The organism is Paenisporosarcina sp. NPDC076907 (assembly GCF_050269735.1).
Classification (GTDB): Bacteria; Bacillota; Bacilli; order Bacillales_A; family Planococcaceae; genus Paenisporosarcina.
The window spans coordinates 523523-547483 of the sequence record NZ_JBNNIX010000002.1 but is presented as its reverse complement, the minus strand read 5'-3'; the positions used below and the strand labels follow the sequence as shown (position 1 = coordinate 547483).

Sequence of the window (23961 nt, the reverse complement as noted above, 5' to 3'; positions counted from 1 at the left end):
CATGTCAAAGAAAAATGAAGAAAAAATTGTTCCATTATTACCTTTACGTGGTTTGTTAGTATTTCCGACGATGGTGTTACATATTGATGTAGGTCGTGAACGTTCTGTTGCAGCATTGGAACAGGCTTTGTTGACGGATAACATCGTCTTCCTGGCTACCCAAAAAGAAATGAACGTCGAACAACCTGTTGAAGATGATCTTTATGGAATCGGGACGTTAGCTCATGTCAATCAAATGATTAAGCTGCCTAATGGTACAATTCGTGTCTTAGTTGAAGGTTTGGAACGTGCTACGTGGTCAAGTTACACAGAAGGCGACAATTACGCAACTGTGGCCGTTGAATCTGCACCTGACGACACCGAAAAAACGCCAGAACATGAAGCGTTAATGCGTATGCTTCTTCAGTATTTTGAAAAATACTCCAAGCTCTCGAAAAAAGTTACGTCAGAAACATATGACACGGTATCAGACATTGAAGAGCCTGGTCGTCTAGCGGATATGATTGCGTCTTACTTGCCACTTAAAATAAGCGGAAAGCAAGAAGTACTGGAAATGTTCGACGTAAAAGAACGTCTGGAATGGTTAGTCAATCGACTGCACAATGAGCAAGAAGTGCTGGATATGGAAAAGAAAATATCTGCACGTGTGAAACAGGCGATGGAACGTACGCAGAAAGAATTCTACTTGCGGGAGCAGATGAAAGCGATTCAAACTGAACTTGGCGATCGTGAAGGGAAAACAGGAGAAGTTGCCGACCTTCGCAAGAAAATTGATGAGTCAGGAATGCCAGAGTCCACGTTGAATGTGGCATTAAAAGAATTGGATCGGTATGAGAAACTACCAGCTGCCGCAGCTGAAAGTGGCGTTATCCGCAATTATTTGGATTGGTTGGTCGCTATTCCATGGACAGATGCTACTGCAGATCGATTGGACATTAACCACGCAGAAATCATCTTAAACCGTGATCATGATGGACTGGAATCAGTAAAAGAGCGTGTGCTTGAATACTTAGCAGTTCGCCAATTGACGAAGTCATTGCGCGGACCGATTCTTTGTTTGGCTGGACCTCCTGGTGTAGGGAAAACTTCGCTTGCCCGTTCGATTGCAGAATCATTAGGTCGTCAGTTCGTGCGCATATCCCTTGGTGGAGTTCGTGATGAATCAGAAATCCGTGGACATCGTCGTACGTATGTAGGCGCAATGCCTGGACGTATCATTCAAGGAATGAAGAAAGCTGGGAAAATCAACCCAGTATTCTTGCTGGATGAGATCGATAAAATGTCGAATGATTTCCGTGGCGACCCTTCTGCAGCAATGCTTGAAGTATTGGATCCTGAACAAAACCATAATTTCAGCGATCATTACATCGAAGAAACGTACGACCTATCGAACGTGTTATTTATTGCAACAGCAAATGATTTGAGTACGATTCCTGGACCACTTCGAGACCGCATGGAAATTATATCGATTGCGGGCTATACGGAAATGGAAAAGCAATCGATTGCGAAAAACCATTTATTGCCGAAACAATTAAAAGAGCATGGATTGACAAAGTCCCAGTTACAGCTTAAAGACGATGCGATTCTTGACTTGATTCGCTACTATACACGTGAAGCTGGTGTTCGTAGTCTAGAACGTCAAATTGCTGCGATTTGCCGTAAAGCTGCCAAACAAGTCGTATCTACTGATAAAAAACGCATTGTCATCAAAGCCTCTTCTTTGGAAGATTTAATCGGCAAGCACAAATTCCGTTATGGACAAGCCGAAACGGAAAATCAAGTAGGTGTCGCGACCGGACTGGCTTACACCACAGTGGGCGGAGATACACTTCAAATTGAAGTATCGCTTTCACCAGGGAAAGGCAAGTTGATTTTGACAGGTAAATTAGGCGATGTCATGAAAGAATCTGCTCAGACAGCTTTGTCTTTCGTTCGATCGAAAACCGAGTCATTAGGACTCGATGCGAATTTCCATGAAGCTCACGATATTCATATTCACGTGCCTGAAGGTGCCGTTCCAAAAGACGGTCCTTCAGCTGGAATTACAATTGCCACGGCACTTGTATCTGCGTTGTCAAAACAACCGATTCGACGTGAAGTGGGCATGACGGGAGAAATTACATTGCGAGGCCGTGTGTTGCCAATCGGTGGCGTGAAAGAAAAAACATTAAGTGCTCACCGTGCTGGATTAACCACCATTATTTTACCGAAAGACAATGAACGAGATATAGAAGATATACCGGAAAGTGTGCGCGAGGACTTAACATTTAAATTTGTCTCGCATGCTGACGAAGTGCTGAAAATAGCACTAGAAGGAGGCGGCGTGCAATGAAAGTGCATAACGTAGAATTGGTAATCAGTGCAGTACGACCAGAGCAATATCCGGAAGATGGTTTTCCGGAGTTTGCTCTTGCTGGTCGTTCTAATGTAGGAAAATCTTCATTTATTAATAAAATGATAGGCCGCAAGAGTATGGCGCGTATTTCATCAAAACCGGGGAAAACACAAACATTGAACTTCTATAAAATTGAAGAGCAATTATTTTTCGTCGATGTCCCAGGATACGGCTATGCAAAAGTATCGAAAAGCGAACGTGAAGCATGGGGCAAAATGATCGAAACGTATATTACGAGTCGTGAATTATTGAAAGCAGTTATTCAGATTGTGGATCTTCGTCATCCACCATCCGATGATGATTGCATGATGTATGATTTCCTTAAGTATCACAACATTCCTTGTATTGTCATTGCCACAAAAGCGGACAAAATCCCGAAAGGCAAATGGGAGAAGCACAAGAAAATGGTTCGTGACGAACTTGACATGGAAGCACATGATACGATGATTCTATTTTCTTCTGAAACAGGTCTCGGATTTGATGCGGCATGGGCAGAAATCGAGCGTCGTATGGTATTAGAAACAGAATAGAACGGTTACACTCTCTAGAAAGCGTTGAGCTTTTTAGGGAGTTTTTTTATTTGAATTTTGTATGGAGGACATGTTTCAACAAGTTAACTAACGCCTGAGACGTGTTTGAGCGATAAACCCTTCTGAGCGATCAATTGTCAGAATGAGCGATAAATCTCTGGAGTGAGCGATAAACCCAATATGAGCGTTAAATTTCTCACAAACCCTATCGAGGCATAAAATGCGTTTCATTATCCAAGTAGACTAGCCAATGAAACGGTGTCTACTATCCAAACAGTAGCGCAGCGAAAACAAAACCATTAATTCTTTAAACCTGAATGGGAGCCGTTCCGCTAATTCGCTCCAGGCTCTTTTCTGTGAGTGACGGGTACTACATAGTTTCTACAAGTTAACTTGGCGGTGAGATGTGTTTGAGCGAATTATCCTCCGTATGAGCGATAAATTTTTCAAAACTAATTGGAAAGGACAATTGGAGGATTGAACAAACAATCTAAGAGGTATAATTAAGGTTGTTGAGATTTTGTGCAACCTAGATTGGCAAACTGTCTACCTGGCAGTCGATTCTGTCTACCTGGAACCGCAAACTGTCTACCTAAAACGCGATTCTGTCAACCTGGAGCAACATTCTCTCCAATTCACATCACCATTCTCAGATAATTTCGCCTACGAGCAAATCCATTGTATGCTACCTGGCGTTTTGTTACACTTACATTATAATTATTACAAAGTAGCGAACCAATCAGCCTTGATTTCATAGCTTGTTCACATTTAGAACCTTGATTTTAAAACCGTTATGCTATAATAAAAGGCATGAAATAGAACGTGAGAGGTGTCATGAAGCCATGCATACCATCGTAGTGGGTGTTAATTATCGTACAGCGCCGGTAGAGATTCGCGAACGATTGTCCTTCGTAGAGTCCGAATTACCGCAGGCGATGCAAGCACTGCAAGAGCAGAAAAGCATATTGGAAAACGTGATTGTCTCTACATGTAACCGCACCGAAATCTATGCGATTGTCGATCAGTTACATACGGGACGTTATTATATAAAACAATTTTTAGCCACTTGGTTCAAGCTTCCGATTGAATCGTTTTCATCGTACCTATTCATATACGAAAATGATGGGGCAATGGAGCATTTATTCCGCGTAACAGCTGGTATCGATTCAATGGTTCTTGGAGAAACGCAAATTCTTGGACAAGTTCGTAAAAGCTTCCTGGAAGCTCAAGAGCGCGGAACTACTGGAACTGTGTTCAACCAATTGTTCAAGCAATCGGTGACACTTGCTAAGCGTGCGCATGCTGAAACAGCAATCGGTGAAAATGCCGTTTCCGTTTCTTATGCTGCGGTTGAACTCGGAAAGAAAATATTTGGTTCATTGAAGCAAAAGCATGTGGTTATTTTAGGTGCAGGGAAAATGGGTGAACTGGCGATTAAGAACCTTCATGGAAGTGGAGCGGGGAAAATCACTGTCATCAACCGTACTTTCGAAAAAGCACAATTACTTGCTGAGAAATTTGATGGTCAAGCTAAATCCATGCAAGAACTTCAATGTGCATTGCTAGAAGCAGACATTTTGATTAGTTCTACAGGATCTACGGATTTCGTCATCGACTTAGAGTTGATGCAATTTGTGGAACGTCTTCGTAAAGGAAAACCATTGTTCATGGTGGATATTGCGGTACCGCGTGATATGGATCCGCGCATTGGCGAGCTCCCGAATGTATTCTTATATGATATCGATGACTTGCAAGGCATTGTTGAAGCGAACTTAGCAGAACGCCAGCGTGCAGCTAATGACATTATGTTGATGATTGAACAGGAACTTGTCCAGTTCAACAATTGGCTTGGCACATTGGGTGTCGTACCTGTCATTTCAGCACTTCGTCAAAAAGCATTGCAAATTCAATCGGATACAATGCTCAGCATCGAAAACAAAATGCCTGACCTAACAGATCGTGAACGCAAGATTTTAAGCAAACATACTAAATCGATTATTAATCAATTGTTAAAAGATCCGATCCTGCAGGCAAAAGAACTTGCGGCTTCATCAAATTCACAAGAACAACTGCAATTATTCCAGCAAATCTTTGGAATTGAAGAAGAAGTACAACAAGAAAAACAACGTCAAATGATGGCTGCCAAACAACAGCTAGAAGTTGTTGAAGAAAAAAAGCAGGTAGTTAATCCAGAGTATTCATATTAGTTCATGTTAGGAGGCGTTTTCGTATCTGTATGGTAAACTATACATGCGAAAACGCTTTTTTACGTCTCAAGCGAAAAGGGGTAAGGTAGTGGCGGATTTGACCATGACAAGGCTGCATGAAGGAATGGTTATCCTCTACGCAATCAGTCTTGTATTTTACTTCATTGATTATTTAGATAAAGATTCAAAAGCTCACCGCATTGCATTTTGGCTACTCGGCATTGTGTGGCTATTGCAGACGGTTTTTTTAGTCCTTTATATAGTTGAAACGAAAAGGTTTCCGATTTTGACTTTATTTGAAGGCATTTATTTTTATGCCTGGTTATTGATCTCGTTATCCATCGTGCTTCATCTTACATACCGAGTGATGGTGCCCGTGTTTTTCTTGAATGTCATCGGTTTCATTTTCATGACGATTCATACATTTGCACCGGTTCAGATTGAACGCTCACCAGTTGGGGAAACACTGATATCAGAGTTGTTATTCATCCATGTGACTTTTGCGATTCTATCATACGTGGGTTTCTCGTTATCATTCGTCTTTTCGACGTTGTATCATATTTTGTATCGATTATTGAAGAGAAAGAAATGGACAAAACAATTCGGGAAACTGCCTTCTCTTGATCAAACGGAGAAAGGGATGACGATTTCAATCGTCACAGGCATTCCATTCCTGCTTGTCAGTCTGATTCTTGGTCTGCAGTGGGGGTACGTTACACTCAATGAATTCTCGCTATTTGATGTGAAAATCGTTGGATCGTTCATTTTATTATTTGTATACGGCTATTTATTTTATCGACGGAAAAAAGGAACACTTCATGGTACAAGTTATGCATGGGGTCATGTTTATGCATTCCTTCTTGTATTGGTGAATTTCTTCCTGGGAAGTCGATTGTCCGAGTTTCATTTCTGGAACTAAAATTAAACTAATCGAATAAATGGGGTTGTTATTGATGAGAAAAATTATTGTAGGTTCACGTAGAAGTAAACTGGCTTTGACACAGACAAACTGGTTTATTGACCAAATGAAACAAGCAGGAGCACCATTTGAATTCGAAGTAAAAGAAATCGTCACGAAAGGCGATCAAATTTTGGATGTTCAACTTTCAAAAGTTGGTGGTAAAGGATTGTTCGTAAAAGAAATAGAACAAGCTTTATATGATAAAGAAATCGACTTTGCAGTGCACAGCATGAAAGATATGCCTTCGGAATTGCCGGAAGGACTTGTCATCGGTTGTATTCCTCCACGCGAAGATGCACGCGATGCATTCATTTCAACGGGTCATGTGAAATTCATGGATTTACCTGTTGGAGCTATAGTTGGGACAAGCAGTTTACGTCGTTCGGCTCAACTATTAATGTTACGTCCAGACCTTGAAATCAAATGGATTCGCGGTAATGTAGATACACGTTTAGCGAAACTTGAAACAGAAGAATACGATGCGATTATTTTAGCTGCAGCTGGCCTGAAACGTCTTGGATGGAGCGAAGATGTCGTAACGGAATACTTATCTACTGAAGATTGTCTTCCTGCCGTTGGTCAAGGTGCTTTAGCAATTGAATGTCGTGGAGATGACGTGGAGTTGTTAGGGGAACTTGGCAAACTGACACACGAAGAAACGTGGAGAGCGGTTTATGCGGAACGAGCATTTTTACATGCGATGGATGGCGGTTGCCAAGTGCCGATTGCCGGTTTTGCAACTGTTGAAAACGGAGACGTTCAATTTACAGGTTTGGTCGCTTCACCAGATGCTGATCAAGTTTTTAAACAGTCTTCAACAAACGTTGAACCTGAAACTGCAGGGAAAGAAGTGGCGAAGATATTAAGCGAGCAAGGTGCTTATGATTTGATTCAGCAAGTAAGACGCGATTTAAATGTCTAATAAAGGTGATTTGCAAGGACGAACGATAGTCTTTACAGGTCAGCCTAAGTCAGAAGAGGTGCTTCTTGAAGTCGAGAGATTGGGAGGGGAATCAGTCGTATTCCCGCTCATTCGGACGCAAGAAGTATCGCTTCAAGATGAATTATTTATCAAAAAGCTCCACACATATGAATGGCTGATTTTCACTAGTCAAAATGCTGTGGTTGCATTCGAACAAAAATTAATGCGAAATGGTATTCGTATAGATGTTTTGCAGAATAAAATTGCGGCAGTCGGCAGTAAAACTTCTCGTGCATTGGAGCGCATCGGATTTCAGGTGAGCTTCATGCCAACGACGTTCAGTGCAGACGCATTCGTTCAACAATTTCCGTTGGTAGCTGGTCATTCAGATTCTTGTTTGTTTTTACGAGGATCACTGGCTAAAGCTACGATTAAAGACGGCTTGTCTCAAAATTTGGACGAATGGACCGTATATGAAACCCTGCCGGATCTGACTAACGCTAAAGATTTAAGTGACTATTTAATACTACAACCGAATGTTATTGTTGCATTTGCGAGTCCATCATCAGTAGCGGTTTTCGCACGTGAGATTGCTCCGAAAACCGATTGGAACCAACTGACGATCGCGGCAATTGGCCATGTGACTGCATCTGCATTAAAGAAACAAGGTGCACCTGTTCATATCATGCCAACAACGTACACTTGGCTTGCACTCGTTCAAGAAATTGCAATTTGAAAGGATGAGAAACAGAAATGAAAGAACTTCAATTTAACAGACACCGACGCTTGCGTCACAGTGAAACATTGCGTGCTATGGTACGTGAAACAAAATTACATACTGATGATTTAATTTATCCGATTTTCGTAGCAGAAGGCGAAAATATCAAAAATCCAATCGCTTCAATGCCGGGTGTTTTTCAGTTCTCAATAGACCAATTGGGAGCAGAAGTGGATGAAGTAGTATCACTTGGCATTCCTTCGGTTATTTTATTCGGTATTCCACTTGAGAAAGATGCAGAAGGAACGCAAGCTTACCATGATCATGGCATCATCCAGGAAGCAATTCGTTTTGTAAAAGAACGCCATCCACAATTGGTTGTTATTGCCGATACTTGCTTGTGTGAATATACCGATCACGGTCATTGCGGCATTATCGAAAACGGGAAAGTTCTGAACGATCCGACACTGGATTTATTAGCTCGCACGGCAATTGCGCAAGCGAAAGCAGGAGCGGACATTATTGCACCGTCAAATATGATGGATGGATTCGTAGCGGCAATTCGTTACGGATTGGATGAAGCAGGCTTTTCACATCTCCCAATCATGTCCTATGCAGTGAAATATGCTTCGGCTTATTACGGACCATTCCGTGATGCGGCAAACAGCACACCTCAATTCGGTGACCGCAAGTCGTATCAAATGGATTTTGCGAACCGCAATGAAGCAATGCGTGAAGCAACTTCTGACGTCGAAGAAGGCGCAGACTTCTTAATTGTAAAACCGGCACTATCTTATTTGGATATCGTACGTGACGTAAAAAATAACTTTGACTTACCAGTTGTTGCTTACAATGTAAGTGGCGAGTATGCAATGGTCAAAGCGGCAGCTCAAAACGGCTGGATTGACGAAGAAAGAATCGTCATTGAAACACTTACAAGCATGAAGCGCGCAGGCGCGGATTTAATCATGACGTACCACGCGAAAGATGTGGCTCGTTGGTTGGGGGCGAAATAATGGGACGTTCTTATGAAAAATCAAAACAAGCATTCAGTGAAGCGGTGAAATTAATGCCAGGTGGCGTTAACAGTCCGGTTCGTGCATTCAAATCGGTTGATATGGATCCTATTTTCATGGCAAGTGGAAAAGGCGCAACCATTACGGATATCGATGGCAACGATTATATCGATTATGTACTTTCATGGGGACCATTGATTTTGGGTCACTCTCATCCTGACGTCGTGTCTGCTATTCAAAAAGTGGCTGAAACTGGTACAAGTTTCGGTGCGCCTACAGTGGTTGAAAATGATTTGGCTAAATTAGTGATGGAACGCGTACCTTCAATCGAAATGGTACGTATGGTTTCTTCGGGTACGGAAGCAACGATGAGTGCACTTCGAGCAGCACGTGGCTATACTGGTCGCAATAAAATTCTGAAATTCGAAGGTTGTTACCATGGCCACGGCGACAGCTTGTTGATTAAAGCGGGTTCAGGCGTTGCTACACTAGGTTTACCTGATAGCCCAGGCGTTCCTGAATCGGTTGCGAAAAACACGATTACGGTCGCTTACAATGACTTAGAAAGCGTACGTGCGGCATTTAAGCAGCATGGCGATGACTTAGCGGCGATTATCGTAGAACCAGTGGCAGGAAATATGGGCGTCGTAGGTCCACAACCTGGCTTCCTGGAAGGTCTACGTGAACTGTCGACTGAAAACGGAACGGTTCTTATTTTTGATGAAGTCATGACAGGCTTCCGTGTCGGCTACAATTGTGCACAAGGACACTTCAACGTTACACCGGATTTGACTTGCCTAGGGAAAGTAATCGGCGGGGGACTGCCTGTAGGTGCATACGGTGGGAAACTTGAAATTATGTCTCAAATCGCACCAAGTGGTCCGATTTATCAGGCAGGTACACTTTCAGGAAACCCGTTAGCGATGACAGCAGGACTGGAAACATTGTCCCGTTTAACACCTGAAACGTATGAACACTTCAACAGATTAGCGGATCAATTGGAAGCTGGCTTCCGCGAAGCTGCATCAAAATATCACATTCCACACACAGTAAATCGTGCGGGTTCTATGATTGGCTTCTTCTTCACGGATGAAACGGTTACGAACTATGACGTGGCGAAAACGTCTGATCTTCAATTATTCGCTAAATATTATCGTTTGATGGCTGAGGAAGGCATTTTCTTGCCACCTTCACAATTTGAAGGCATGTTCCTATCAGCTGCTCATACGACTGAAGACATTGCAAAAACGGTGGAAGCATTCCATAAAGTTTTCAAGCAACTAGCTTAATGTAACTGTCCTGGTACTCAAACGAGTATCAGGGCTTTTTTCAATGGAGAAAGGTGTGGTCTTGTTGCAAAAGTCTTGGATTGTATTACGTACATTTATTATCGCGGCATCAGCTGGGTTTTTATTTGACTCGGTCGGCATCTTTTTGCCGTGGTTGCTCGGGCCGATGGTGTCATTGCTGCTATTGCGGCAGTACACAAAATTGGAATTTGAGTGGCCGAGAATCTATCGACAAGTAGGTTTAATTTTTCTTGGAATTCAAATCGGCTCTTCGTTTACCAAAACATCGATAGAACTCATGTGGTTTGATTTTCCGTTAATGGTTCTAATGACGTTTTCTATCGTAGGTGTTGCGTTACTGCTAAGTTACCTATTTTTGAAAATATCAGGGGAGTCTATTGCCACAAGTGTGTTAGGTTCACTGCCAGGCGGGTTGTCCCAAATGGTATTGCTGAGTGAAGAAGTGAAATCGGCGAATTCAACCATCGTGACGTTGATGCAAACGTTCCGGATTTTTGTTGTCGTAACGGTTGTCCCTTTTCTGACGGCTTGGATTCCGAAAGGGAGTCATTTGAATGAAGGGACAATGGCTGTGTTGCCGACATTTAATGTCATGCATTTTGTTATAGCAGTCTTACTCGGCACTTTCTTTTTTATAGTGATGAAAAAAACACATTTTCCATTACCTGAACTGATGGCACCTATTTTATCGATGGCCATTGTGCAGTTCGTGACAGATCATCCAGTTGTCGAAGTGCCTGCTATTGTGTTGATTCTTTCTCAAATCTTTGTAGGTGCACATTTAGGGTTGCAACTCGAAAAAGTTCGAGATCAATTGTCTATACGATTGTTCAGTGCTATTGTGCTGACAAACTTGGCTCTCATTGCATTTTGTGGATTTATCGCGTACATACTAACAAGAATTCATTCAGTTAACACGTTTTTAGATTTCTTTATTAGCGCTGCGCCTGGAGGCATAGCCGAAATGTCCATTACCGCACTGGAAACAGGCGCGGATTTGTCGACCGTCACGAGTTTTCATTTATTCAGGATATTCTTTATTTTGTTAATTGCAGGACCTGTGATGACGTACGTCTTGAAAAAATGGATGAAAGCTTAGTGTGTTAGTTTATTAATTTTACTGGCTCAATAAGTTAACTTGTCATTGAAACGTGTTTGAGCGATAAATGCTTTTGTATGAGCGATAAACCGTCAGAATGAGCGATAAATCACCAGTATGAGCGATAAATATTTCACAAATGGTTTTTTTAGATCATACACGTTTCACTAAACTAGTTAACTAGATGAGACAAGCACAAGACTCTTAATCAGTGTATGGACACTTGAACTCATTTGTTTCCAATCATAAAGGCTCGTTCTCTTGCATAAAATCTTTCACATAGCTTTGTGAAGGAGGACAAGAAGTGAATCAAGTTAACTGGAAGCTTCAAGAAGTTTTTTATTTCCCAGAAAGTTTTGGGGTACCGACAAATGCTGCACGTATTGAGGTCAAGCCACAAGTAGAGTTTCAGCAAGTTAATGGCGTAAGTAGTTTATATGGTATTTACCATATCTCGGCACACGTAGCTTTCCAACCAGGTGAAGGTGCACATCACGGCACATCAGAATGGGTTTCAATCGAGGACTTGGATATGAATGGGGAAAACGGATATTTTGAATATGCAGTGCCTTTATTCGTTGAATTGCCACCAACCTACGTGCATGGCAAAGTAAAACCGGAAATCCATTTGTCTGACGTTAATGCCTTTGTTACGGATGAAAATGCATTAAAAGTTGAATGGAATGTTACTTGCACGTATGAATTTACTGAACCACAGGAATCCTCTTCAGTAGAAGTTATTACGGCGCCTGCCAATTCCACTTCCGAGGAAAATCCTGAAGTTAAAGAAAATCTGCCCTTCTTCTTACGTGATTTAAAAGACGCCTATTCCGTTTACGAAGTTAAATGATGTCTTTTTGAAATAAAAATAAGATCCCAATCAGCAAGCATAGCAGCAAGAAATCGAAGGTCGTTGGGATGAAGATGGTTCGGATTAATTCAAAAACCGTGATTGGCAAAATGATGTCTTTGCAGTAGAAGCGGGTTCTTCGCAGCCATGGTGGAAGCAGATAGGGATTATATCCTCTTCTCATTGAAATTCCTCCTTTCAAAAATACTTGACGGGTTGTCGTGCAGTCCTATACAATAATCTCATCTTGGAAATACAATATGTTACAAAACTAAATAATGATGCATTGATTGGGAAGAGTAAAATGGTGCTGTTTTCACAAGAGAGGGAACATTTGGTGAGAGTTTCCGTTAACACACATTTGAATGTCGCCCATGAGCAGTTTCTGTGAACGATCCAGTAGCAGAAACCGGTTAAAAGCCGTTATATAAACTTGAGAGCGTGATGATTATTTTGTCATCTGCGAATAAAGGTGGTACCGCGAACAACTCCTTCGTCCTTTTTGTGACGACTGGAGTTTTTTTGTATTCAAAAAAGGAGGAATAGAGGATGACTGAACAACAAACCACACAACTTCCAACGAAATATGATCCGAAGTCCATTGAACAAGGACGCTACGAATGGTGGCTAAAAGGGAAATTTTTCGAAGCACAACCTGAGAGCGGGAAAGAACCTTACACCATCGTAATTCCACCACCAAACGTAACGGGTAAATTACACTTGGGCCATGCATGGGATACGACACTGCAGGACATTTTAATCCGCATGAAACGCATGCAAGGCTATGATGCACTTTGGTTGCCAGGAATGGACCATGCAGGAATCGCAACACAGGCGAAAGTGGAAGAGAAACTTCGTTCTGAAGGTAAATCACGTTACGACTTAGGGCGTGATGAATTTGTGAAAGAAACTTGGAAGTGGAAAGAAGAATATGCAGGTCATATTCGTACGCAATGGTCAAAACTTGGTTTAGGTCTAGACTACTCTCGTGAACGTTTCACACTCGATGAAGGCTTATCAAATGCCGTTAAAGAAGTATTCGTGAAGCTTTACAACAAAGGGCTAATTTACCGCGGCGAGCGTATCATCAACTGGGATCCGGCTACGAAAACCGCTTTATCAGATATCGAAGTAATCCATCAAGATGTACAGGGTGCTTTCTATCATATGCGATACCCGCTAACGGATGGCACGGGTCACATCGAAGTTGCAACGACCCGTCCGGAAACGATGCTTGGGGATACAGCAGTTGCCGTTCATCCTGAAGACGATCGTTACAAACACTTAATCGGCAAAACTGTAACGTTACCAATCGTAGGCCGTGAAATAAAAATTGTTGCTGATGATTATGTGGAAATGGATTTTGGAAGTGGTGCGGTTAAAATAACGCCAGCCCATGACCCGAATGACTTTGAAATCGGTAACCGTCACGACTTAGAACGCGTGTTAGTGATGAATGAAGACGGCACCATGAATAAACTAGCTGGCAAATATGAGGGCATGGATCGTTTTGAATGTCGTAAGCAAATTGTTGCTGATCTTCAACAAGCTGATGTTCTTTTCAAAATTGAAGAACATTCGCATTCAGTTGGACATTCTGAGCGTAGTGGTGCGGTTGTTGAACCATACCTTTCAACTCAATGGTTCGTGAAAATGCAGCCACTTGCTGATGAAGCGATTAAAGCGCAACAAGGTGAAGACAAAATTGAATTCGTACCAGAACGTTTTGAAAACACTTATTTACGATGGATGGAAAACATTCACGACTGGTGTATTTCACGTCAATTATGGTGGGGTCATCGAATTCCTGCTTGGTACCACATTGAAACAGGTGAAATTTATGTTGGACATGAAGCTCCTGCTGACATTGAAAACTGGAAACAAGATGATGATGTACTGGATACGTGGTTCTCATCTGCATTATGGCCGTTTTCAACAATGGGTTGGCCGGACGAAACGAATGAAGAATTTAAACGTTATTACCCAACAAATGCATTAGTTACAGGTTACGACATTATTGCGTTCTGGGTTTCACGTATGATTTTCCAAGGACTTGAATTCACAGGAAAACGTCCATTTGATGATGTATTAATTCATGGATTAGTAAGAGCAGAAGATGGCCGAAAAATGTCGAAGTCTTTAGGTAACGGGATTGACCCGATGGATGTTATCGATAAATATGGTGCCGATGCACTGCGTTACTTCTTATCGACTGGTTCATCACCAGGGCAAGATTTACGTTTCTCAATCGAGAAAGTGGAGTCCGTTTGGAACTTTGCCAACAAGATCTGGAATGCTTCACGTTTTGCCATGATGAACATGGAAGGCATGAAGTTCGAAGACATCGATTTAAGTGGGGAAAAATCAGTTGCAGATGCATGGATTTTGACTCGTTTAAATGAAACGATTGATCAAGTAACGAAACAAGCAGAGAAATATGAGTTCGGTGAAGTAGGTCGCTCTCTTTACAACTTCATCTGGGATGATTTCTGTGACTGGTACATTGAAATGGCAAAACTTCCATTACACGGTGAAGACGAAGACGCGAAGAAAATGACGCGTTCAGTATTGGCATACGTTTTAGACAACACAATGCGTCTATTACATCCATTCATGCCATTCATCACGGAAGAGATCTGGCAGAGCCTGCCACACGAAGGCGAATCTATTACGATTGCAGCATGGCCAACAGTTAATGAATCATTGACAGATAGCCAAAAAGCTTCAAGCATGAAATTGCTTTCGGACATCATCCGTTCTGTACGCGCAATCCGCGCAGAAGTTCAAACGCCGATGAGCAAAAAAGTACCGTTATACATCTCGGCTAAAGACACAGAAACTTTAGCAGTACTAGAAGAAAATGCAATGTATTTAGAGAAATTCTGTAACCCGGAACCATTGGTATTGGGTCAAGGAATTGAAGCGCCAGGACAATCGATGTCGAGTGTCGTTTCGGGTGCAGAACTGTTCTTACCATTAGAAGGCTTAATCGACGTAGCAGCTGAAACTGCACGATTAGAGAAAGAGCTGGAGAAATGGGCAAAAGAAGTGAAGCTCGTAACAGGCAAACTTTCAAACGAACGTTTCGTTTCAAAAGCTCCTGAAGCAGTTGTTGCTGAAGAACGCGCGAAACAACTGGATTATATTGAAAAACACGCAACCGTTGAAAAACGTTTGGCTGAATTGAAGAATCTATAATTTGAATGTCTCAAAAGCTTAGGCTTTTGGGACATTTTTATTTGGAGAGAGTTATGATTGGAAGTTGATAATATATTCAATAATGAAAAGCTTTTCAGACAAAAAAATTTCATTAGTCGCTAGAAATAATTTCATATCTTTTCTGTAATTGAACATGATAGAATAGAGTGAATTCTCAGATGTTCTGAGAGTATTGAGTTTGAGGAGTGACCAAATGTGTTTACATCAGTTGATAAAGTAATTGAATACATATATTCCATGGATCAGAAAACGGAGCGAAATGGTCGATTGAGCCGTATTACGGCAATTTTAGAAGTCCTCGGAAATCCACATCAAGGATTCCGTTCTGTTCACATTGCAGGGTCAAACGGTAAAGGTTCAACTTTGAATGCCCTTAAAGAAATATTGATTGCTGAAGGACTGCAAGTTGGAAGCTTCATATCTCCTCACCTTGAGAAAGTGAACGAACGCATCATGATGAATGATGTAATGATTACAGATGAACAATTTATCCAATATATGAACGAAATCTATCCATTATTGCAAAAAGGTCAAGTGGGAGATGGGTCGAACTTCTTCGAAATCTTGACGGTTATTGCGTTTATGTACTACAAAGACATGAAAGTGGATATAGCTTTAATCGAGACAGGAATCGGCGGAAAGTTCGATTCAACGAACGTACTGACACCATTAATTTCTGTTTTAACGTCGATTTCGCTTGACCACACACAAATACTTGGTGACACGGTTGAAGCCATTGCTGAAGAAAAAGCAGGAATCATCAAACAGCTTGTACCTGTAATCAGTGCAGTAAAAGACAAACAGGCAGTTGCGGTAATTGAGAAAAAAGCCGAGTTGGAGCAAGCGCCGATCTATCAATTATATAAAGATTTCCTAGTTGAAAATGTCACGCAGGAAATCAACCAACAAAGTTTTTCTTATCAATTGAACACTGTAAAACTGAATGATCTTTCCCTAAAAATGATGGGCCATCATCAAGTTGAAAATGCATCGCTTGCTGTTACAGCTGCTTTATTATTAAACCAGTACTACGGCTTCACGATTTCTGAAGAAAGCATCCGTCAAGGGCTAAACATTTCTAGTTGGGCAGCACGTTTTGAAGAAGTATTGCCAAACGTCATTATTGATGGTGCACATAACCCGGCTGGTATGGAAGTGCTCATTAAAACCATTCAGCAACGCTACGAAACAAAAAATATTCACGTCGTTTTCACGGCTCTGCAGGATAAAGACATTTCTTCCGTCCTTAATATGCTGGATGAAATTGCAGCAAGCATAACAGTCACGGAAATTCATGTGAAAAATGCTGCAGCAGGTAAAGATATCTTTGAACAGACAAATCATGCTGAAAAGCAATTAACATTAAACTGGCAGGAAGCGCTGGAAGAAGCCTTACTAAAAGTAGATGATTCAAACGTCGTCCTTGTTACCGGCTCTCTGTACTTTATGTCACTTGCACGCCCTTATTTAAAACAAAAAGCACAAATGAAAGTACTTTAATATGTGACCCTGCCTTTATTGTGAAGGTGGGGTTCTTTTCTCGTTTAGGAAGGAGAAGCAAAATGATTCCGAAATTTAATGAATACAAAGAACGCTTTCGAATAGAAAGCAAAAATACGATAGAGCCTGGACTTGCTGCCATTACAAATGCGCTTGATAAAGTAGGGAATCCACATCTGAAACTCAAATTTGTTCATGTTGCAGGCACAAATGGCAAAGGTTCTACCATTAGCATGATGAATGCAATGCTCCAAGCCCAGGGCATTAAAACGGGATGCTTTTATTCGCCTTGTTTCATGGATGTGCATGATCAGATTCAACTGAATGGCGAGTTTATCTCATCCAGTCAATTGGATGAAGCTTTTGGGCGAGCAAAAGAAGCAGGACTGAGCGGAATGTTGACGGATTTCGAACTTTTAACAGTCCTTGCATTTCTAGCTTTTGAAAACTTCCAACCTGATATCGTGTTGCTAGAGACAGGGATGGGGGGCAGGTATGACAGTACAAATGTCATTTCACCACTCATTTCCGTGATTCCAAGCATTGCACTGGAGCACGAACAATTTTTAGGAAACACAATTGAGAAAGTGGCTACTCACAAAGCAGGAATCATCAAAACTGGCAGTCCGGTTGTTATTGGTCCTATGGAAGTTAAAGCTGAAGAAGTACTTGAGGAAGAAGCGAAGAGAACCCAATCTCTAGTTTGGAGTATAAATAAAGATTTTTCATTTAAGAATGGGCTGTATGAGGACAATGAGGGTCATCATTTCACGAATCTAGCCGTCCCGCTAAAAGGACCACATCAGATGAACAACGCAGCTCTTGCCATTCGAACTGTGCTTTATGTTGCAGAAAAGCTTGAAGTGAGTATCGATGAAAGAACTTTACGTAAAGGTTTGAGTGAAACATTTATTCCTGGAAGATTTGAAAAAATAACGGAGTATTTATATTTTGATGGGGCTCACAATCCTGCCAGCGCTCGAGCTCTTGTTGAGACGATTAAAGAAAATTTTCCTAATACACCCATTCATTTTTATATTGGCATGATCAAAGGAAAAGATAGTGAAAAAATACTGCGAATTTTTGAAGAAATTTCATCGAATTTTACATTTGTGGATTTCGATGATGAGCGCGCAATGCCTTCAAACGCATTGTCGAAAATAAGCGAATCAAATAATGTATCAGAGACAAAAGACCTACTCCGTTCGCTCTCAAATACAATTTCAGAAAAACAAGTGACTATAGTATCGGGTTCGCTTTATCTCTTGTCTGGCGTGCGTTTAAGGGCTATTGAAATGTTTAAAATTATTTGAAGATAAAAGATGACAAAACTTTCTAATTTTGATACGATGTAAATCGTACTAGATAAATTGAACCATAGATAAGGGGGCGCATATGGACATTTCTAAACGAACACAACGATTAATTTGGGCCATATGGGTTCTTGTTGTTCCATTTGGACTATACTCTCTTTATCAATTTGCGACACCCAGTGAAATCAATTGGCCTGTCTTATTGGGGTACACTGCGTTAGCCATTATAACGACTTACTTTCCGTTTAAAGTAGCTGGGACGACCTTATTTTTAGTTCAATGGATCAACCTCGCCATATTCCTGAAATATGGAGTTTTCGTTGATGCTATCGTCATGCAACTGGCCATTATTCCTTTGATTATGCAACTGAAGATCGGGTACAGTGACTTTTATCGCGCACTCTTTAACTCGTTTATGTTTTTCATGGTATCTGCCATCAGTGGAGTTTCGATCCTATTAATGGGCTATCAGGTCGGTACATTAAACTTTCAAGATATTATTTTATTTGGCTGTATCTATCAAATTTTAAATACGTTTACTAACCATGTCATTTTGCACTTTTACTTAATTTTAACAAAGCAAGAACATGAAGGTTTTTTTGGGCAAGATTCTATTTGGGATTACGCAGGACTGATTATCACATTCCCATTTGGCATTATGCTTTACTTATTAATTGAATATGTGGGTCCTGTTGCATTCTTGCTTTTAGGCATTCCATTCCTGATCATGACGTTCCTTGTTCGGTTATACAGTAATTCCGAACGCGTCAATGAGGATTTGAATCAAGCAACTGAAATCGGTCATGAACTCGCGGATCGACTCAGTGTAGAAGCAATTAAGGATTTGTTTTTATCGAGAATCAGTAAAATGTTGCCCGTTGATTATTCCTACATCATTGATATAGACCAAGGCAATATGTACTTCTTGAAGTCGATGGAAAAAGATATTAACGTTGATATCTATCAATCACACGAGGAATTATTGAAAAGTATTGCTGGAATCGTTTATAAAAAGGACAAGTCCATTTTATTTAATAAACAAAAGGAATGGCGTAAATCAAGTTCGGATTTTCTTCCAATGGATGCAGAAAGCATCATATCTGTTCCAATCAGTAGGAATCAAAAAATGGAAGGCATTTTCGTTATTGCATCAAGGAAGAAATATGCATTTGAAACCTATCAGTTGCAAATTATCAGTTTGCTATGTTCGTATTTTGCAGTATCACTTGAAAAAGCACGCTACGTACAAGATGCTGTTTCAAAAAGTGAACGATGTGGCTTAACTAAGTTATATAATTACCGTTACTTAGATCAGCAACTCGAAATGAATATGAATCAATTGCTCAATGGTGAACTGCGTCAATTGTCTTTACTGATGATGGACATTGACCACTTCAAATCTATTAATGACGCATATGGTCATCAGAGCGGAAACGATATCCTCTTTGGATTGGCCAGACTGTTGGAAAAAGAACTGGGTGACTCTGGTATTATTGCAAGATATGGCGGTGAAGAATTTGTCGTCATCCTGCCAAACTACTCCAAACAACAATCTTTGGAATTGGCTGAAGAGTTACGCGAGAAAATAGAATCAACGCCATTCGAAATTCAAACAGATTTAGCTGATCAACCGCTATTATCATTAGTAAATATCACAATAAGCATTGGCGTCTCTACTGCACCAGAAGACTGCGACGATGCCATGGCATTGATACGAAATGCAGACAGAGCATTATATATCGGAGCAAAACGCGAAGGTCGAAATCGTGTTGCGGAATATGTGAAATAGAAAAAGGGCTGAGAAAATCAGCTCTTTTTTTCGTGGGCTTTAATAAGAGAGTTATTATAGTATAAATATAATGACAATTCTATTAAAACAATACATAATACGTATAAAGAACATGAAATGAGTAGATTTATATGAAAATTTCTCCAAATCTTTCAAAACAATCTGGTTTGACACTCGTCGAAGTTTTGGCAGCACTTGTTATAATGGGAATCGTTTTCATAGGAATCATGACTGTATTTCCGCAAATGACGTTATTTAATGCGAAAACGGAAACGAAGTTAGACACGATGAATATTGCAAGACAGGAAATGTCGGAGTTTATTGAAATTAGTAAAGGGGCATTAACTCTTGTTCCAGATTCTGACCCTAATCCTAATGTGCCTCCATACCTTACAATACCCGTTGACCAAATCGAATCCGTGATTAAATTGCAATTTCCAGGAACGACTATAAGTAAAAACCGTGTCTTAATGGATGATACAACAACCAACACAGATGATTACACTTCATTTATTTTTAATAGTACGGTTAATGCAGGACAAGAATTTAAATTCGAAATTCAAGTATTCGATGTGCCTGATCTTGCAGGAACAATTTCTTTATATAAAACCATTCTTAAAATTTACACTCTTCAAGGTCAATTGAGTAGTGAAACGTATGGCTATATCGAGGTGACTCCATGAGAAACTATTTTAAGAATAACCAGGGAATAACCTTAGTAGAGTTAATTGCAGCTCTTGCTCTAGTTTCTATGGTTGCGATATTAATCATGACCACCTTGGGTATTGGGTTCAAGCATTCTATTGCTGAAGCTAATAAAACTTCGACACAACAGGAAGCAAATTTGATTGTTTCCAAATTGTTGAATACCCACCGTACAGGGGATTGTTATTTTATTCGAGACAACTCAGGTAGAATAGAAATTGCTCCTGTCTCTAATGATTTATGTACAAGTCCAGTTGATCAGTCCGCCCTAACTTTTAACCCCATTTCAGATTCGAAGTTTACTGTTTCAATTAGCAGTCCAGAACAATTAGTTCAACCGACTCGAGATGATTATACATTGGTCGCCGAAATAGCTTATGAAAAAGCTGTCTATCAAGTAAATACAAAACTCACAAGATATAAAACAACTAATTGAAGAGGAGGGGTAGAATGAAGTATGTAAACAACCATAAAGGTTATGCTTTGTTACTTGTTCTCTTATTAGTTGTTTTTTTTGTTGGTTTATCAACAGTTTTTGTTGCCGCATCTTTTAATAATGCCAAGCAGGAAACGACCGTTGACGTCCGAAACCAGTCGGTGGTCGCAGCTGAAATGGGTGTGAAATATAATATCAATAATCTATTGAATGAAATAAAAATATTGAATCAGGATTATAAGAATTTCATGAATTCCAGTCTGAATACATTAGTAGATAAAGCAACGGAAGTTACCACTGCAAAAGATAACAACTTGCCACTGCCTACAGGAATGTCTACTGCAGCATGTAATGTGTTTTATTCCAGTGTCCACATTAATGCCTGGATTGATTGCGAAACAAAAGAAATTGAAAATGCAGGAATAGAGATGTATACATCTGAAGTAAACCGTGTTTATACAGACTTAGCTCCTCAAGAAAATAAAATAGATTCAAAAACGAAATATGAATTGATGCCACTTGCAATAAATCCAGTTTTTAATGAGGCAAGTAGGCAAATTGTAATTCCTCTGGCTGTCTTAGGTAAACAGAATACTTCCGCTAAAACATTGAATGCTACATTGATCATCACCATTCCAGATCATACTTCCGAAACAAATGATATTGTAATCAAAACGATTTTAAGTGAAAAAGAAACAGTGGACCGTATATTCATTCCCCCTAATGACAGTACGTCCATTTGTCCAGCGCAAGCAAGCGCAATGATGTCAGGTGTCTGCAAATATACGGGGACCCATCTTGAAAGTTATTTAGCCAGTCTACCAGATCCTTCGAAGGTAAGTATCAAAGTAGATGATTTATGTTATGCAGTGGAAGATAAGACCAAGTGTAATTTAAACAGTTTAGATGGTAGTGGAGGGACGGTATACATCAAACCTTCAAATCAAACACTCAATGTAGATAACTTGAATAATTTGCAGGACATTTCCATGTACGTAGATGGCGATTTGATTATTAAAAATAGTAACTCAGCCAACAACAACACAATCGTAAGCCGATCCTACTCATTCCACGTCAGCATGAATTTGACGAATAGTAATCTAGTTGTTTTGGGCAATGAGGACAAAACCGGTTTTATAGACTGGAAATCAACGGGGAAAAGTGTAACTGTCTCAACAAACTCTAAGATGTGTATAAATTTGAATGGAATAAGCTTGGCGAATTCTTCTGATTTAACGAATCCTTCTATATTAAGCGGCAATGGAAAACTAATTCTATATCCAGGGCGAATTGATATGGTTAAATTACCTGCAGCCGTTGAAGGGAAAATTATTTACATGAATGATTTTGTAGCTTTCCTAAATGAATGCAATGTAAATACTGCAGGTTTGCCAGAAGGACATTCAATGAAACAATTTATTGACAGCACGACTGAAATTGAAGCGACAGTGGATTATGGAAATTAAAAGAAGAGAGTCGAATAGCTCGACTCTCTTCTTTTTGTGCTTTTTATACTATAAGGCATGACAAATTACTTAATAAGTATGATAATAGAATCAATCGGTATTAAAACGTTATACCAAAAGGCTCTTCGGAGGTTGTCGGAAAAATGAAAAAAATGTTGAATGAAAGAGGATATGCTCTTTTAATAGTTTTATTTACCATTATAATATTCTTAAGCATGTCAGCAGTATTCATGGGTGCTTCACTGAACCATGTTACTCAAGAGCAGACGGTTGATAAAAATAATCAAGCGGTAGTAGCTGCAGAGCTCGGGATTAAATATGTGGATAGTCATATGCAGAATCAAGCTGAAATTTTATATAAAAAGCATTTAAGTGAATTAAAAACTGCTGTAAATAATTTGAAAAATTGCAATGGGAATTTCCAAAATAGTAATTGCAAAACCCAATCAACAATTGATTCGTTAATTTCTCAACAAATAGCAAAGTATCAAGTGGATCTAGCGTCTTATTATCAATCTTTCAAGACAATGGATAAGGAAATTATTGAAAACAAAGTGGACTATTCCATTTTAGATGCTTCAATTGGCTCGGTACTAGAATCAACTGAGATTGAAGGTGTAACGTATTATAAATTACCTTTTTCAGTAGAAGGAAATACAAATCAAAAGCCTGCTGTACTAAAAAATGAACTTCTGCTTCCTATGCCAACCTTTGTGTCCAGTATTACATCTATTAATAATCCAATACCGGTACCTGAGGCATCCAACTCTTCAGAGTTAAATAACTATTTATTTACACCGCCAGCTTCAGAAATTAATTGTACGGATATTATTAAGCCTTTAAAAGAAGGGACGATTTGTCGTTTATTTGGGTCAAAGTCGATTTCATCTGTTTTAGGAAATTCACAAGCTTCAATTGATTACAGCAAAATTACAATTATCGCAGATGATATTCAGGCATCTTTTTGTCCAGGAGGTAGTTGTATATCAGGATATCCTAATCTGAAAGTGTTTTCGAGTAAGGATATTTCAATCGATCAAATCAAACCATTAAGTCAAATATCATTATTTTTAAATGGAATAATCAATATTGATACGAACGGTAATAATTATGGAGGTACAGCAGTTATCAAAGGTGTAAACTCAGAAAATCACTTCAAAAATATTCGTGGTACTGTTTTTATAACAGGAGATAACAAGTATCCGATCCCAATCAAAATTGACAAACATACGGATGCAAAATTTGGTAAGTTGTGCATTAATTTAGACGGGATAGACGTTGCAAATAGCTCTTTTGAAGTGAAAAACGGGAATTCCAAGCATGATAATGTTTATTATTATACTTCTAATTCCTACAGGCAGGTTCCTGACGCCCAAAGATTTTCAGGGACGTATAAAGATTTCGTGGATTATTGTATTGGAACTATCAATATTCCTATACCTCCACCGGTAAAGGAAATTAAGGCAACTTATATTGAAAAACACAGTGATTTAAAAATGAACGTTAAGTACAAACCATAAGAGGT

General features: G+C 39.9%; 19 protein-coding genes and 1 other annotated feature. Of the genes, 18 read left to right on the top strand and 1 reads right to left on the bottom strand.

Annotated elements, in window-relative coordinates:
• Position 1: 1 nt before the first annotated feature.
• From lon to ACQKEV_RS10395, 10 genes are all read left to right on the top strand, one after another.
• A complete protein-coding gene (gene lon, locus ACQKEV_RS10440; protein WP_427445282.1) occupies positions 2–2332 on the top strand; it encodes an endopeptidase La in 2331 nt (776 codons plus the stop codon).
• Entirely contained in the window at positions 2329–2925 is a 597-nt protein-coding gene (yihA, locus tag ACQKEV_RS10435) for a ribosome biogenesis GTP-binding protein YihA/YsxC (protein WP_427445284.1), read from the top strand. Before lon ends, yihA begins: the two co-directional genes overlap by 4 nt.
• Before the next feature lie 842 nt (positions 2926–3767).
• On the top strand, positions 3768–5132 hold the full coding sequence (hemA, locus tag ACQKEV_RS10430; protein ID WP_427445286.1) for a glutamyl-tRNA reductase: 1365 nt from the start codon (positions 3768–3770) through the stop codon (positions 5130–5132).
• Between the two features lie 88 nt (positions 5133–5220).
• Positions 5221–6051 carry a cytochrome C assembly family protein gene (locus tag ACQKEV_RS10425; RefSeq protein ID WP_427446239.1) on the top strand — a complete coding sequence of 277 codons (831 nt, stop codon included), beginning with the start codon at positions 5221–5223 and terminating at the stop codon, positions 6049–6051.
• Between the two features lie 34 nt (positions 6052–6085).
• The gene (gene hemC, locus ACQKEV_RS10420; protein ID WP_427445288.1) at positions 6086–7015 is read left to right on the top strand and encodes a hydroxymethylbilane synthase; all 930 of its coding nucleotides are present in this window, start codon (positions 6086–6088) and stop codon (positions 7013–7015) included.
• Positions 7008–7751, top strand: a complete 744-nt coding sequence (locus tag ACQKEV_RS10415) for a uroporphyrinogen-III synthase (protein WP_427445290.1) — start codon at positions 7008–7010, stop codon at positions 7749–7751. Before hemC ends, ACQKEV_RS10415 begins: the two co-directional genes overlap by 8 nt.
• Positions 7752–7768: 17 nt before the next feature.
• The gene (gene hemB / locus ACQKEV_RS10410) at positions 7769–8749 is read left to right on the top strand and encodes a porphobilinogen synthase (protein ID WP_427445292.1); all 981 of its coding nucleotides are present in this window, start codon (positions 7769–7771) and stop codon (positions 8747–8749) included.
• Positions 8749–10038 (top strand): glutamate-1-semialdehyde 2,1-aminomutase, encoded by a 1290-nt coding sequence (hemL, locus tag ACQKEV_RS10405; RefSeq protein ID WP_427445295.1) that lies wholly within the window; start codon positions 8749–8751, stop codon positions 10036–10038. The genes hemB and hemL overlap by 1 nt, the downstream gene beginning before the upstream one ends.
• A 43-nt stretch (positions 10039–10081) precedes the next feature.
• Positions 10082–11158 (top strand): AbrB family transcriptional regulator, encoded by a 1077-nt coding sequence (locus ACQKEV_RS10400; protein WP_427445298.1) that lies wholly within the window; start codon positions 10082–10084, stop codon positions 11156–11158.
• Positions 11159–11462: 304 nt separating this feature from the next.
• Complete coding sequence (locus tag ACQKEV_RS10395) at positions 11463–12008, top strand: hypothetical protein (protein WP_427445301.1); 546 nt, start codon at positions 11463–11465, stop codon at positions 12006–12008.
• Here the strand turns inward: ACQKEV_RS10395 and ACQKEV_RS10390 are convergent.
• Positions 12001–12192: a hypothetical protein gene (locus tag ACQKEV_RS10390; protein WP_427445304.1), complete on the bottom strand. Its 192-nt coding sequence runs from the start codon at positions 12190–12192 to the stop codon at positions 12001–12003. The genes ACQKEV_RS10395 and ACQKEV_RS10390 overlap by 8 nt on opposite strands.
• A gap of 93 nt (positions 12193–12285) precedes the next feature.
• Positions 12286–12512: a binding site (T-box leader), on the top strand.
• Between the two features lie 45 nt (positions 12513–12557).
• On the opposite strand from ACQKEV_RS10390, the gene ACQKEV_RS10385 reads away from it, so the two are divergent.
• From ACQKEV_RS10385 to ACQKEV_RS10350, 8 genes are all read left to right on the top strand, one after another.
• Entirely contained in the window at positions 12558–15206 is a 2649-nt protein-coding gene (locus ACQKEV_RS10385) for a valine--tRNA ligase (RefSeq protein ID WP_427445306.1), read from the top strand.
• A gap of 216 nt (positions 15207–15422) precedes the next feature.
• Positions 15423–16727: a bifunctional folylpolyglutamate synthase/dihydrofolate synthase gene (locus tag ACQKEV_RS10380; RefSeq protein WP_427445308.1), complete on the top strand. Its 1305-nt coding sequence runs from the start codon at positions 15423–15425 to the stop codon at positions 16725–16727.
• 62 nt (positions 16728–16789) lie between these two features.
• Complete coding sequence (locus tag ACQKEV_RS10375; RefSeq protein ID WP_427445311.1) at positions 16790–18040, top strand: bifunctional folylpolyglutamate synthase/dihydrofolate synthase; 1251 nt, start codon at positions 16790–16792, stop codon at positions 18038–18040.
• 82 nt (positions 18041–18122) lie between these two features.
• Complete coding sequence (locus tag ACQKEV_RS10370) at positions 18123–19829, top strand: sensor domain-containing diguanylate cyclase (RefSeq protein WP_427445313.1); 1707 nt, start codon at positions 18123–18125, stop codon at positions 19827–19829.
• A gap of 131 nt (positions 19830–19960) precedes the next feature.
• Entirely contained in the window at positions 19961–20512 is a 552-nt protein-coding gene (locus ACQKEV_RS10365) for a type IV pilus modification PilV family protein (RefSeq protein WP_427445316.1), read from the top strand.
• A complete protein-coding gene (locus ACQKEV_RS10360; protein ID WP_427445319.1) occupies positions 20509–20970 on the top strand; it encodes a type II secretion system protein in 462 nt (153 codons plus the stop codon). The genes ACQKEV_RS10365 and ACQKEV_RS10360 overlap by 4 nt, the downstream gene beginning before the upstream one ends.
• 14 nt (positions 20971–20984) lie before the next feature.
• Entirely contained in the window at positions 20985–22436 is a 1452-nt protein-coding gene (locus tag ACQKEV_RS10355; protein ID WP_427445322.1) for a hypothetical protein, read from the top strand.
• A 143-nt stretch (positions 22437–22579) separates the two neighbouring features.
• Positions 22580–23956, top strand: a complete 1377-nt coding sequence (locus ACQKEV_RS10350; RefSeq protein ID WP_427445324.1) for a hypothetical protein — start codon at positions 22580–22582, stop codon at positions 23954–23956.
• The last annotated feature ends 5 nt before the right edge of the window (positions 23957–23961 follow it).

Excerpts from the sequence above, each read along its gene's own strand:
- hemL (WP_427445295.1), top strand. The coding sequence starts at position 8,749 with ATGGGACGTTCTTATGAAAAATCAAAACAAGCATTCAGTGAAGCGGTG.
- ACQKEV_RS10350 (WP_427445324.1), top strand. The coding sequence starts at position 22,580 with ATGAAAAAAATGTTGAATGAAAGAGGATATGCTCTTTTAATAGTTTTA.
- ACQKEV_RS10400 (WP_427445298.1), top strand. The coding sequence starts at position 10,082 with ATGGAGAAAGGTGTGGTCTTGTTGCAAAAGTCTTGGATTGTATTACGT.
- ACQKEV_RS10385 (WP_427445306.1), top strand. The coding sequence starts at position 12,558 with ATGACTGAACAACAAACCACACAACTTCCAACGAAATATGATCCGAAG.
- hemB (WP_427445292.1), top strand. The coding sequence starts at position 7,769 with ATGAAAGAACTTCAATTTAACAGACACCGACGCTTGCGTCACAGTGAA.
- ACQKEV_RS10370 (WP_427445313.1), top strand. The coding sequence starts at position 18,123 with ATGGACATTTCTAAACGAACACAACGATTAATTTGGGCCATATGGGTT.
- hemC (WP_427445288.1), top strand. The coding sequence starts at position 6,086 with ATGAGAAAAATTATTGTAGGTTCACGTAGAAGTAAACTGGCTTTGACA.
- yihA (WP_427445284.1), top strand. The coding sequence starts at position 2,329 with ATGAAAGTGCATAACGTAGAATTGGTAATCAGTGCAGTACGACCAGAG.
- ACQKEV_RS10375 (WP_427445311.1), top strand. The coding sequence starts at position 16,790 with ATGATTCCGAAATTTAATGAATACAAAGAACGCTTTCGAATAGAAAGC.
- ACQKEV_RS10360 (WP_427445319.1), top strand. The coding sequence starts at position 20,509 with ATGAGAAACTATTTTAAGAATAACCAGGGAATAACCTTAGTAGAGTTA.
- ACQKEV_RS10365 (WP_427445316.1), top strand. The coding sequence starts at position 19,961 with ATGAAAATTTCTCCAAATCTTTCAAAACAATCTGGTTTGACACTCGTC.
- hemA (WP_427445286.1), top strand. The coding sequence starts at position 3,768 with ATGCATACCATCGTAGTGGGTGTTAATTATCGTACAGCGCCGGTAGAG.
- ACQKEV_RS10355 (WP_427445322.1), top strand. The coding sequence starts at position 20,985 with ATGAAGTATGTAAACAACCATAAAGGTTATGCTTTGTTACTTGTTCTC.
- lon (WP_427445282.1), top strand. The coding sequence starts at position 2 with ATGTCAAAGAAAAATGAAGAAAAAATTGTTCCATTATTACCTTTACGT.
- ACQKEV_RS10390 (WP_427445304.1), bottom strand. The coding sequence starts at position 12,192 with ATGAGAAGAGGATATAATCCCTATCTGCTTCCACCATGGCTGCGAAGA.
- ACQKEV_RS10415 (WP_427445290.1), top strand. The coding sequence starts at position 7,008 with ATGTCTAATAAAGGTGATTTGCAAGGACGAACGATAGTCTTTACAGGT.